The sequence below is a fragment of the Pedobacter sp. R20-19 genome (assembly GCF_000708265.2).
Classification (GTDB): Bacteria; Bacteroidota; Bacteroidia; order Sphingobacteriales; family Sphingobacteriaceae; genus Pedobacter.
Genome location: NZ_JCKI01000002.1, coordinates 529,327 through 541,127, shown reverse-complemented (window position 1 = coordinate 541,127; position 11,801 = coordinate 529,327). Strand labels below are relative to the sequence as shown.

At 38.3% G+C, this 11,801-nt stretch carries 11 protein-coding genes; 6 read left to right on the top strand and 5 right to left on the bottom strand.

Annotated elements, in window-relative coordinates; genetic code table 11:
* Positions 1–11: 11 nt before the first annotated feature.
* The 4 genes from AN34_RS06170 to AN34_RS06155 are packed head-to-tail and all read right to left on the bottom strand — an operon-like array spanning position 12 to position 5,509.
* Complete coding sequence (locus AN34_RS06170) at positions 12–1,199, bottom strand: cation:dicarboxylate symporter family transporter (protein WP_197285486.1); 1,188 nt, start codon at positions 1,197–1,199, stop codon at positions 12–14.
* A 35-nt stretch (positions 1,200–1,234) separates the two neighbouring features.
* Positions 1,235–2,827 carry a phosphoenolpyruvate carboxykinase (ATP) gene (gene pckA, locus AN34_RS06165; RefSeq protein ID WP_051666270.1) on the bottom strand — a complete coding sequence of 531 codons (1,593 nt, stop codon included), beginning with the start codon at positions 2,825–2,827 and terminating at the stop codon, positions 1,235–1,237.
* A 10-nt stretch (positions 2,828–2,837) separates the two neighbouring features.
* A complete protein-coding gene (locus tag AN34_RS06160) occupies positions 2,838–4,139 on the bottom strand; it encodes a cation:dicarboxylate symporter family transporter (protein WP_051666268.1) in 1,302 nt (433 codons plus the stop codon).
* 14 nt (positions 4,140–4,153) lie between these two features.
* On the bottom strand, positions 4,154–5,509 hold the full coding sequence (locus tag AN34_RS06155; RefSeq protein ID WP_029283351.1) for a hypothetical protein: 1,356 nt from the start codon (positions 5,507–5,509) through the stop codon (positions 4,154–4,156).
* A 170-nt stretch (positions 5,510–5,679) separates the two neighbouring features.
* Between AN34_RS06155 and AN34_RS06150 the strand changes: the two genes are divergently transcribed.
* From AN34_RS06150 to AN34_RS06135, 5 genes are all read left to right on the top strand, one after another.
* Entirely contained in the window at positions 5,680–6,774 is a 1,095-nt protein-coding gene (locus AN34_RS06150) for a sensor histidine kinase (RefSeq protein WP_082468332.1), read from the top strand.
* The gene (locus AN34_RS06145; RefSeq protein WP_029283346.1) at positions 6,771–7,448 is read left to right on the top strand and encodes a LytTR family DNA-binding domain-containing protein; all 678 of its coding nucleotides are present in this window, start codon (positions 6,771–6,773) and stop codon (positions 7,446–7,448) included. The genes AN34_RS06150 and AN34_RS06145 overlap by 4 nt, the downstream gene beginning before the upstream one ends.
* 91 nt (positions 7,449–7,539) lie before the next feature.
* Entirely contained in the window at positions 7,540–8,109 is a 570-nt protein-coding gene (locus AN34_RS06140; RefSeq protein ID WP_051666266.1) for a hypothetical protein, read from the top strand.
* Between the two features lie 36 nt (positions 8,110–8,145).
* A complete protein-coding gene (locus AN34_RS21995; protein ID WP_255353645.1) occupies positions 8,146–8,280 on the top strand; it encodes a hypothetical protein in 135 nt (44 codons plus the stop codon).
* Between the two features lie 345 nt (positions 8,281–8,625).
* Positions 8,626–9,738: a polysaccharide lyase family 1 protein gene (locus AN34_RS06135; protein WP_029283344.1), complete on the top strand. Its 1,113-nt coding sequence runs from the start codon at positions 8,626–8,628 to the stop codon at positions 9,736–9,738.
* 170 nt (positions 9,739–9,908) lie between these two features.
* On the opposite strand, the gene holA is transcribed toward AN34_RS06135, so the two are convergent.
* On the bottom strand, positions 9,909–10,931 hold the full coding sequence (holA, locus tag AN34_RS06130; protein WP_029283342.1) for a DNA polymerase III subunit delta: 1,023 nt from the start codon (positions 10,929–10,931) through the stop codon (positions 9,909–9,911).
* 145 nt (positions 10,932–11,076) lie between these two features.
* Here holA and AN34_RS06125 point away from each other — a divergent pair, with 145 nt between their 5' ends.
* On the top strand, positions 11,077–11,535 hold the full coding sequence (locus tag AN34_RS06125) for a type I restriction enzyme HsdR N-terminal domain-containing protein (protein ID WP_029283340.1): 459 nt from the start codon (positions 11,077–11,079) through the stop codon (positions 11,533–11,535).
* The last annotated feature ends 266 nt before the right edge of the window (positions 11,536–11,801 follow it).

Genomic DNA, 11,801 nt, shown 5'->3' with positions numbered 1-11,801 from the left:
AAACGAGTGCGTTAAGATTCGCTTTTAGAAATAACAAGCGCTGCGATGGCATGTCCAACAGTATTGGTAATGGCCCGTGCTTCGCTCATAAAACGATCAATGCTCAGTAAAACGGCTAAACCTTCTACCGGAATTTTATGTATGCTACTTACCGTAGTCACCAAAGCTAAAAAGCCTGTTCCGGGAATACCCGATGCCCCTTTAGAGGTGAGTAAAATAATGACAACAATGCCGGCTAGTTCAGATACGGAAAAACTTACATTGTAAAGCTGTGCAAGAAAGATTACAGACATCCCCAGATAAATACAGGTTCCATTCAAATTAAGCGAGTTTCCGGTAACGGTAACTAACCTCACCACCGGCCTTTTCAAGCCTATTTTTTCCAATTTTTCGAGAAGTAAGGGAATAACTGAACTGGACGATGATGTTCCTAAGGCATAAAGCAATTCATTTTTGATTGAACCTAAAAAGATATAAAGATTCACCTTCAAACCGGCAAGTAAAGACCCCAAAATGAGTGCAATAAACAAGAACATCGTAATATAGGTACCGGCCAGCATTTTACCGATAGGCACCAAGGTATCCAGCCCAAAACGCCCAACCGTATAGGCAATGCCACTAAAGGTAACAATCGGTGCCAATAGAAAAAGGTATCTTAATATCCGAAGCACTATAGATTTGAGCTGTTCAAAAACTTTAACCACGTGATTCCGATTTGCTAAACGGTTGATTAAAATACCAATGGCGACGGCCAGAACAAATAACAGCAGCATGCCATTTTGCATCACAAATTTGAGCCAGCCTTCATAGTGAGTAGAAATTACCCTCGCTGGTTCAATGGATTCCACTAAACTACGGTCTATCTTTCCTGGGTGAATAATCAGTGCACTGCAAATCCCAAAAATAATGGCCACTGTGCTTACCGCTGCAAAATAAAAAATAGCTTTTGCGGTAATCCTTCCAGCCAGTTTAAGGTTTTCCAAACTTCCGAATACACTCACGATGCTTAGAAATATAACAGGTGGCACAAAAGGCTCAATCACCGAAACAAATAAACTCCCCACCCATTGCAGCCTGATGGCAAAACTTGGAAAGCAAACACCAGCCAGGGCACCCAATATAATGGCCGCAAATATTTGTAAGCTCAGGGTTTTGTTCAGCTTATCAATAACCAGATCTGTTTTCTCTATCAGCCTCAAATTATATTCTATTGATCTTCAATATAATAATATTTCTACACAAGTGACGGAGCTGCATCCTTAATTACCGTACTGGCCAATTCTGCATAGCTAGAGAAATGATGCTCAAACAAGAGCGCTAAGTCAATTGCTTTCCGGTCATATTCCTTCACATCTTCCCAAAGATTTCTCGGGTTAAGAATTTCTGCTGGCACACCCGGACAATCCTGAGGTACGGCAAATTTGAACACCGGATGATTTTCATACCGAACATGCTGTAAATCTCCCTTCATGGCAGCAGCAATAAGTGCCCTGGTGTATTTCAGGCTAATCCGGTTTCCCGTTCCATAGGCACCTCCAATCCATCCGGTATTCACCAGCCAAACATTAATATCAGGATTTGCATCCAGTTTGCTGCCTAAAAGCTCAGCATATTTAAGTGGATGAAGCGGAAGAAAAACCCTTCCAAAACAGGCTGAGAAAGTAGATTGTGGTGCAGAAACACCCATTTCTGTACCAGCCACCTTTGCAGTATATCCTGATATAAAATGATACATGGCCTGCCCCTTATCCAGCTTGCTAATAGGAGGTAAAATACCAAAGGCATCGCAGGTGAGGAAGAAAATGTTTTTTGGCATTCCCCCTGATGAAACCTTTTTGGCATTGTGAATAAAATCAATGGGATAGGCCAGCCTAGTATTTTCTGTTTTTGTCGTATCAGAAAAATCAATTACTCCGCTGGAAGGATTTACCACCAGGTTTTCTAAAAGCGCACCGGGTTTAATGGCACCAAATATTTCAGGTTCTTTTTCCGGATTAAGATCTATGGCTTTTGCATAACAGCCGCCTTCGAAATTAAAGATTCCTTCGTCAGACCAACCATGTTCATCATCGCCAATTAGTGCACGACTTGCATCTGCGCTCAATGTTGTTTTACCCGTTCCAGATAAGCCAAAAAACAGTGAAACATCACCTTCTATCCCTTCATTTGCAGAACAATGCATGCTGAGCACACCTTTTTCTTCTGGCAAAATATAATTTAACACACTGAAGATTCCCTTTTTCATCTCTCCGGTATAAGCCGTTCCACCAATCAGGATGATTTTACTGGTAAAGTTCACCACTGTAAAGTTTTTTGAACGTGTACCATCTTGTTCAGGATTGGCTTTAAAACCCGGAGCCTGCAAAATCAGCCAGTCGGTTTCATCAGCTATCATATGCTGTTGTTCGGGCCTTAAAAACAAATTGTAGCAAAATAAATTTGCCCAAGGCGTTTCATTTACCACTCTAATGCTTAGGGCATATCTCGGGTTGGCACAGGCGTAAGCATCTCTCACCCAAACCTCTCTATCAGCCAGATAAGCCCGCATTTTACTATACAATCCATGAAAGTGGGCTTGAGAAATAGGCCTGTTTACATCGCCCCAGTCTATGGTATCCCTTGTGGTATCGTCAATTACGGTAAACTTATCTTTTGGAGAACGGCCTGTAAAAGTGCCAGTATCTACGCAAAGTGCGCCACTGTCGCTCAAACTGCCTTGCCCACGCTCAAGCGTTTGACTGATCAGTTTTTCTGCACTTAACTGATAATGCACCTGTTTACCATAAACGCTGAACCTTAATTCTTTGAATGTTTCTGAAGTATTCATTTGATTGGATTTAGTACACAAATTCTTGTTTCGCCAGTTTATTTTCTGATCGTATCGGGTTTTCATCTTCTTCTACACGAGGATGAAACTCATTTTCACTTTTAGAAATCACGATGGTGGCTACACCGTTACCGATAATATTGGTTAAGGCACGTGCCTCACTCATAAACTTATCTACGCCAAGCAAAAAGGCAAGACCCTCAATCGGAATTTTATGAATGGCAGCCAATGTGGAAGCCAGCACAATAAAACCACTTCCGGTAACACCCGCAGCACCTTTTGAAGTCACCATTAAAATGCCGATGATACTTAGCATTTCCCACACGGAAAGTTGAACGCCATACAATTGGGCCAGAAAGATAACGGACATAGAAAGATAGATGGACGTTCCATCAAGGTTGAAAGAATAACCAGTTGGAATAACCAACCCGACAACAGATTTACTACAACCCATTTTTTCCAATTTCAGCATGATGGATGGCAATGCAGATTCTGAAGAAGATGTTCCGAGAACTAGTAAAAGCTCTTCTTTAATGTACTTAATAAACTTCCAGATGCTCATCTTATAATATTTCATAATGCTACCAAGAACTATGAAAATGAAAAGCCCCATTGTTAAGTATACTGTACCCATTAATTTTGCCAAAGGAACAAGCGTGTGTAAACCAAATTTTCCGATGGTGTAAGCCATTCCGCCAAAGGCACCGAGTGGTGCCAGATACATTACATATTTTAACCCTTTAAAAACAATTTTGGAGGCATAACTCAGTCCACTCACTGCCTTTTCACGATATTTGGAATAGTTTAAAATAATACCGACAATAATGGCAACCACTAAAACCTGAATGGTAAGGTTACTCATGAAAAAATTGATCCAGTCAAAGCCCTTAGCTGGCGCTGAAGTATACTTAGAAGCATTCTGGATTTGCAGATGAGATTTATCAATATTACCAGGCTTAATTAAGATCGCCATCAGGATACCAATCGCTAATGAAATGGTAGATACCACTTCAAAATAAATCAGCGATTTGAGTCCGATTCTACCCACCTTCTTTAAATCGCCCATCCCACTAATGCCCAGCACGATGGTTAAAAATATAATGGGTGCGATGAAAAGCTTAATGATATCGATAAACGTTTTACCGATAATTTCCATCTTCACGGCTGTTGCTGGCGCATAACTACCCAGTATTACACCGGCAATAATGGCGATAAGCACCCAAAAGGTAAGATTGGAGAAAATTCGTATCCAAAGGCTTTTAGAAAGCCTGGCTTGCTGATCTGCTGGTTGAGGATTTTTGTTAATTAACATATTACGCTGTTTTATTAATCTATATTGATATGGTACATCAGAACGAACATCATTTTCCTATCAGAAACTTTGAGTTCATTTCCCTGAAGGGTATAAATAGGTCTGCTTTGTGCATTAAATACAAATTTTGACGCATGATCACGAAGTAAAAGATTCAAACCGAGGTCGTAGGTAAACATAGGATCGGCTAATCGCTCAAATTTAGAATACTGAATCCCAATGACAGGCATTAATCTTGCTTTCTTTTTTTGCTGATTAAAATAAGGCATTGAAAAACCAGTCTGAAAAATGAAACTGTTTCCGGTTCCCACCACCGGATAGGCATTTCCAGATCCATTAAAGGAAGCTGTGCTGGCATCAAGCCCGTTCGCCATATTATTGATTCCTAAATTACGCACATAGCCGGGGCCATAATCATGGTAAAAAACGGCAGCGTAAATATTTAATGAGGTTCCCTTTTGTACATTGATCGGCGTATCATAAAATACATCTGCACTATAAAGCTTCATATCATTCAGTATCGTATCCGCTCCGGCCATGTGCCACATTAAATCTTTTTGAAATTCAGCTCCGATCCCCAGGGCAAGTACCTTTTTCTTTCCTAAATAACTTCCCACAGCAGTTGAACCCGCATTACTTTCCTGCTCAAAAAATTGCCATTTAAGGTAAGCAGATAGATTTGGCTTTACGCTTAAATTATTAAATCCAGAAATTTGCTGTATCGGTTTTGTAGGGGCGGATATATAAGGCTTCGCCAGAATGATGCGATAATCTAATCTACCCAATTGACCTTTTGCAAAGATATTCAGGTTTCGCAAGGTCAGATCTGTACGGTTAACATTACCCAAATCAAGAAATGGAACATCATAAAGCAGTGTTGATGTAGGGCCGGAGGCAAACCGGGTAAGTCCTTTCCAATTGGAACGGCCTGCACCGATGCTCAATTTCTCGCTAAATTTATATTCCCCGAAAGCATCGAGCAGATCGAAAGAACTTTCACTATCATCCAGATAAGTGAGGTTGGTGGTACCGCCTTGAAAAATTAAAGTAAAATGATCAATCAGGTTAACCACCATTTTCATTCTCAATCTTCTTAATGATAAATCTGCAGTACTTTTGCGAAGACTTTCATTTACCTTACTTCCTGGATTTAGCTCCGTGTACCTCGCCCATAATTGTGCGTAGCCAGAAAATTTTATGAAATGGGTTTTATCTTCATTCAAATAAGCAACAAGTGGCTTATTCTGCCTTTCGTCTTGTGCAGATGCACGATAGAAAAAAGCATTGCATATGCAAAGAATAACCATAAACGGCAGAACACGAATTAGCGCAACATTTTTATTAAAGAAAATAGATTGATCAGCCATCATTGATTGTTGCCTATTAATTGAAATAGTAAATCCTATGTTTATATTTGGTTAATTCAGATATGAAAAAGACATCACTGAAAATTAAAGATGGGTATAAGTAGTGCTGAAAAACATTTATATCAATAAACGACGTAAATTATAAACGAACTACAGAAACAAAACCAAATACCATGATCCTTTTGGTCAATCTTGTCTTCCTGATACTGATTCTTCGCCTTTCGTTCGATAAAAAAGTGATGGATCTACTGTTAAATGGCAAATGGCCTGGCGTAATCACTGTTCAGCATTTGCTCTTCTGGATGGCATTTCTTGGTATATGCAGTTACATTTATGTGAGTTTTTTTAATATACCTGAGGCGGCATTAGCCATGCTGTTCATGCTGGTCCTTAACATTCCGGTGTACCTCCTGTGTTTTAAAAAGCTAGTTCCAGAATTTTATCAGAAGGCCAGATATGGCGAGTATGTTCGGTACACCGCATCATTATTTGTAATCTCCAGCTTGATTAGGATACTGGTTGAACCAGAGATTTTTAGCGCATTTAAATCTACAGATGGCAAATATTTATTTATGGTTTACCTCATGCAGACCATTATTATTCTGGTTCCTTCTGTACAGGGTATTTCCAAATATAAACTTATTGCTGAGCGTGAATTATCGGCATTAAGCCTGAGAAAAAAAGAGGCCGATATGGAACTGCTGAAATCTAAAATTAATCCGCATTTCCTTTTCAATACACTTAATAACATCTATTCTCATAGTTATGCTACAGATGGAAGTTCTGCCGATTTGATTAAACAGCTGAGTCTTTTGATGCAGTATACCACCTATGAAATTGAAAAGAAAACCATTCCTATTGAACGCGAATTGCAAATGATTGCAGCACTAAGCAAGCTTTATCAATTAAAAAGTAACCGGAAACTAAATATGGTGATCAATTTTGAAACCAGTGAACTCACTGCTATTGTAGAAATTCCACCCACCATTTACCTTACCCTTTTTGAAAATGCCATTAAATATTCGGCTATGGGCAGAGATGAAAATGCACAGATTACGGCTTCATTATTGTTTAAAAAAGCTGAAGTTGAGTTTAATCTTTTCAACACGATATCCGAAAAGAAGATAACAGATGATGCCTCAAATTATCGTGGCACAGGACTTAAGGTATTAAAAATGATATTAGATGGTGAGTATGGAGAAAAATATGAAATGAAAACTGAACAGAATGATAACACTTATTCATCTAAACTGATCATACACATATGAAACCAATAAAGGCAATTTATGTTGATGATGAAGCCCCGGCGCTCGATTTGATTCGAAAGTATTGTGATACAATTGAAGAAATAGATCTTTTAGCTTGCTTTCAAGACCCTACAGAAGCGGTGATTTACGAGCGAATGGATGAGGTGGAATTGCTGATTCTGGATATTGAAATGCCTGGCATATCGGGTACGGAAATGGTAGAACTGGTACCCAGTGGCAAACTGTGTATTTTTATCACCGCCGATCCTACCCATGCCGCAAAAGCTTACGAACTGGATGTAATTGATTATCTGGTAAAACCCGTATTTCCTGAACGTTTTTTAAAGGCTGTTCAAAAAGCTGCAGATTACCTGAAATTTACAGGATTGGATCAGGAAAATGATTTTCTGGTATTTAAGTCAGATTACATGGTGAATAAATTGCCTTTAAAAGATATTTTATGGATTGAGGGATTTGGAGAATACCTAAAAATCATCACACGGTTTAAACAGTACATGGTTTTACAGCGCCTGTCAGATTTTATTGAGAAAAACGAAAAACTGGGTTTCGTCAGAATTCATAAATCATATATCGTTCATGTTAAACAAGTGAAATCGCACAATTCACAATTTGTTTTCCTGGCAGATGAAAAACAATTGCCAATAGGAAGAAAATTTAAAGACTGCCTTAAATAATTGATCATGAACAATCTACTAGTCAGGTATACCTAAGTTTGTAACAACTTTTTCCATACTCCATCTAAAAGATAACCTAAAAAAAGATGTTATGAAAAAAAGTTACCTGATCATTTTATTGTATGCCGCCCTGCCACTCATTGGCTGGAGCCAGGAGTTAATCTCCCCGAAAAAAAATTTAGTAGATAAGAAATGGATCCACAACGAAAACTACCAGATGGAATGGACCATGCTTAGAGACACCAGCAAGTTTACCATTGGTTTTGTAGATACAAAGGTGGATGTTTTGGGTGATAAAATACAGGTGATTACTACCGTTAAAATGAAATCTTCTCCTTCACCGTGGATTGATTCAACTATTGTTAAAAAAGCAGATCTTTCACCAGTTTACCATGCTTCTTACAATGCGCAACGAGATATGTCACTTCACTTCGGAACAGAAATTAATGGTTTCTACCAGGATAGAATCAGTGGCAAAAAGACAGCAATAACTCAACAAGCTGCAGCTGGTTATTTCGACAGTAATTTCTACCCAATGCTTATAAACTGGTTGCCGTTAAAGACTGGCTTTAAAGCTGATTTAAATATTTTCGATTATAATCCAAAAGGAAAAACTGGTGTTATTAAGGCACATATATTAAGCGTAAGCGAAGGGGAATAACATTCCAAAAAATCTGGTGATAGAAAGGTGTGGATTGTGGAAGTTTCAGATGAGATTGGCAGTGCAGATGGAAAAAGTGTTTATCAAATCGACCAAATCACCAGGCAGCTTTATCAACAGCGAATTACAATGGGCAACCGCATCATGGAAATGACCCTCGTAGAACCTTAGTTTCTTTCCACATTCGGTACATGCTGATTTAAAAAAGATGTACCGATAAAAAAATAGACTTGTTTTCCAATATTCAATTATCCCCCAAAGGCAATTAGATCCCGTTTAGGTAGTATAAAATTTATATTAAAATAGAGAAGGATTAGCGATCAATCTATCTTATTTAATTTTTCATGACGATTGCAATCGATCCCGTGAACGATTGCACAAATATTTTTATTGAAATCAGACATGAGCGCAGTCATTATATGTAATTTAAAAAATACATCCTGTATCATATTTTCCGACAGTCAGAGAAACATTGCGCTCACACTCTTTTCAATTATAACCAAATTTTAATTCAAAATGAAAAACAAGTATTTATTACCATGCCTTGTGGCTATGGCCATGGCATTTTCTATGCCTGCATGCAAGAAAACAAATCAATCTGAAAGTGCTGATCTTAAAGAAGAAACAACTTCCTCAACAGTTGCTGCTACTGAAGCTGTTTGTCCATCAAAAGGCTGGTCATCTCAAAACGGCGGGACAACTGGCGGTGGTGAAGTAACCGCAACTGTAGTCACAAACTATACCACGCTGAAATCGGCCATACAAAACACCAGTGTTAAAGTGATTCAGGTAAATGGAACCATCACCATCCCTTCGGGAGGACGGATTTCTTTTCAGGATCAAACCGGAAAAACAATTTTTGGTTCATCAGGCGCCAAAATTGTATCAGCCGACCAAACTAAAGATAATTCCGGGATCATGTATATTAAGAGGTGTAACAACATCATCATCAGAAATATTATTTTTGAAGGGCCTGGTGCATATGATGTAGATGGGCAAGACAATGTAACGGTTGATGCCTGTAACAACATTTGGGTTGATCACTGTGAATTCAGGGATGGTGTAGATGGCAACTTTGATATCAAAAACATTTCTGATTACATTACCGTATCTTACTGCAAATTTTCATACCTCAAACCTCCAAAAGCAGGTGGCTCAGGCGGATCAGATAATCACCGTTTTTCTAACCTGATCGGATCCAGCGATGGCGCAACTGCCGATAGAGATCACCTACGAATTACTTTTGTCCGCTGCTGGTGGGCACAGGGTTGCGTGGCCAGAATGCCTCGTGTAAGATTTGGCAAAGTGCACATTGTTAACAATTTATTTAATAGTACGGTAAGCAAAAGCTGTGTACAGGCTGGCTTTGAAGCAAATATTTTGGTGGAATCAAATGTATTTGAAAATGTGAAAAATCCTATTGACCTTATGGATAATACCGCTACAGCAGTACAGGCAAAAAACAATCTTTTTACCGCAGTTACCGGAAATACATCAGGTAATGGAGTCACCGCTTTTACGCCTCCATATAGCCTGACTATTCTTAATGCTTCTAGCGTAAAGGCTACAGTAACGGCTTCAAATGGTGCAGGTGCAACGCTATCCGGTAATACTTGTTCGTCACTATAATTTTTAGCCATCTGATGAAGACAAACAGGATGCAATATTCACTGGATGACCTCATTAGCAGTGAAAAATAATGTATGATGACTGATCGGAAATAACAGGATAATTATAAGTCATTTGATGGATACAAACAGAGCGCAGGTATTCATTAAATGACTTAATTCGTATTGATGTTAATGAATGATTTTAAAAACCAGTTCCTTTAATAATTCGCCATCGCTTACATTTCCAGAACTATCAAGGCCTTTGCTTTTTAAATCATAAGCCCTTAGCAAACCAATCACCTGAAAAACTTTTCCGGTATTATAGTTTCTGGCTGCCAGTTCATAATCTTTGATAAAAAATGGAGGAACACCTAGCGCAGAAGCCGCATCAGCTTTATTGGGGATATAATGGTATTTAAGTAGTTTGGTAAAATACCCACCCAAATTTGCCAAAACCATTACCGTTGGATTGGCTTTCGGATTACTGGCAAAATAATTAATAATTTTATTGCATTTCAACACGTCTCGAATGGCCAGCGCTTTCTGCAATTCGAAAACATTATATTCTTTACTGATGCCGATATTTTTCTGAACTAAATCGGTATTGATGGTCACCTCTTTAGGAACATTAAGCATCAGTTTTTCAATTTCATTGGCGATTTTAGATAAATCAGTACCTAAATATTCTGCCATTAACGCAGATGCCTGCTGATCGATTTTATACCCTTTTTCTTTTATAAATTCTTCTATCCAGGGCACCAGCTTATAATCACGAACCAAATCTGATTGAAAAATTAAACCTGATTTATTAATCGCTTTATAAATTTTCTTCCGCTTATCAAAATTGGCATACTTAAATGCCAGTACCAGAATGGTACTAGGTAAAGGTTTTTCGAAATAGTTGAGTACAAATTCGGCCTCTTTACTACCTGCATCTTCTTTACCCCATTTTAAATCCTGAGCCTCTTTCACAATAACCACCTGAAAGTCAGACATCATTGGATACCGTTTTGCAGCACCCAAAACGGTGGCCATATCGGTATCCTTACCATACAAAACAGTCTGATTAAAGCCTTTCTCCGCATCATTTAAAAGCTTATCCTCAATGTATTCGGTAATCTGATCGATATAATAAGATTCTTCGCCATGTAACAAATACACAGGTTTAAATTTTCGGGCTTTTAAATCTTTGATAATTTCGGCAGCTGTCATTAGCGGTAAAATTACAATTTAGCTTTTAGGATTTAAGTAAAAGTTTATAAACAATATTAACTTTGAAGCGGCTAATAATGGTTAGATTGTTTTGTGGTTAAATTATTAACCCAAGACATTCAATTGAAAACCACCAACTGATAAAATGTTTAACCCTACTCCGCTTAACCTTCCGCCCTATCCTTTTAAAATTACCCGAAAAGATGATGTAGTTTTCATTTTTGATGAATTGAGAAAAAAGCATTTGGTTTTGACACCAGAAGAATGGGTTCGCCAGCATTTTATACAGCAACTGATTGCAGAAAAGAAATTTCCAAAAACATTAATTCAAATTGAAGGTGGTTTGGTTCTAAATCAATTGCAAAAGCGGAGTGATATTCTGGTGTACAATACTGCCGGAGAAAAAGTGATGCTTATTGAATGTAAAGCCCCTAAAGTAAAAATTACGCAAGCAGTTTTTGAACAAGCATCGCGTTATAATTCTATTCATCAGGCTAAATGGATAGTTCTGACCAATGGTTTGCAACATGTTTTTGCCAAAATGGAACTGAAAAAAGGGAGTTTTGTTTTCATTCCTGAAATGCCGGATTATCAGGATTTGTAAATTTGATTTAAAGCTATTCTTTGAGAGGATTGTAGTGCCCAGGAACGACGCAATTCCTTTTAGATGCTTCGATAAAGATTGCTTCAGCAGATGAAGAATTAGCTTCGCATCCGATAAGCTATCGGATGACGGATTTTTCGTAAGGATCCACTAACCGAATCGTCATGCTGACCTGTAGCGCAGCGGAAAGCTACGAAGTAAATTTAGTTCAGCATCTATCTCAATAAGATCCTGAATCAAGTTCAGGAAAACGATTTAACGATAAA

What these genes read in the sequence shown, in the direction of transcription:
- pckA (WP_051666270.1), bottom strand. Translation starts at nt 2,827, where the DNA reads ATGAATACTTCAGAAACATTCAAAGAATTAAGGTTCAGCGTTTATGGT.
- AN34_RS06160 (WP_051666268.1), bottom strand. Translation starts at nt 4,139, where the DNA reads ATGTTAATTAACAAAAATCCTCAACCAGCAGATCAGCAAGCCAGGCTT.
- AN34_RS06155 (WP_029283351.1), bottom strand. Translation starts at nt 5,509, where the DNA reads ATGATGGCTGATCAATCTATTTTCTTTAATAAAAATGTTGCGCTAATT.
- AN34_RS06150 (WP_082468332.1), top strand. Translation starts at nt 5,680, where the DNA reads ATGATCCTTTTGGTCAATCTTGTCTTCCTGATACTGATTCTTCGCCTT.
- AN34_RS06145 (WP_029283346.1), top strand. Translation starts at nt 6,771, where the DNA reads ATGAAACCAATAAAGGCAATTTATGTTGATGATGAAGCCCCGGCGCTC.
- AN34_RS06140 (WP_051666266.1), top strand. Translation starts at nt 7,540, where the DNA reads ATGAAAAAAAGTTACCTGATCATTTTATTGTATGCCGCCCTGCCACTC.
- AN34_RS06135 (WP_029283344.1), top strand. Translation starts at nt 8,626, where the DNA reads ATGAAAAACAAGTATTTATTACCATGCCTTGTGGCTATGGCCATGGCA.
- holA (WP_029283342.1), bottom strand. Translation starts at nt 10,931, where the DNA reads ATGACAGCTGCCGAAATTATCAAAGATTTAAAAGCCCGAAAATTTAAA.
- AN34_RS06125 (WP_029283340.1), top strand. Translation starts at nt 11,077, where the DNA reads ATGTTTAACCCTACTCCGCTTAACCTTCCGCCCTATCCTTTTAAAATT.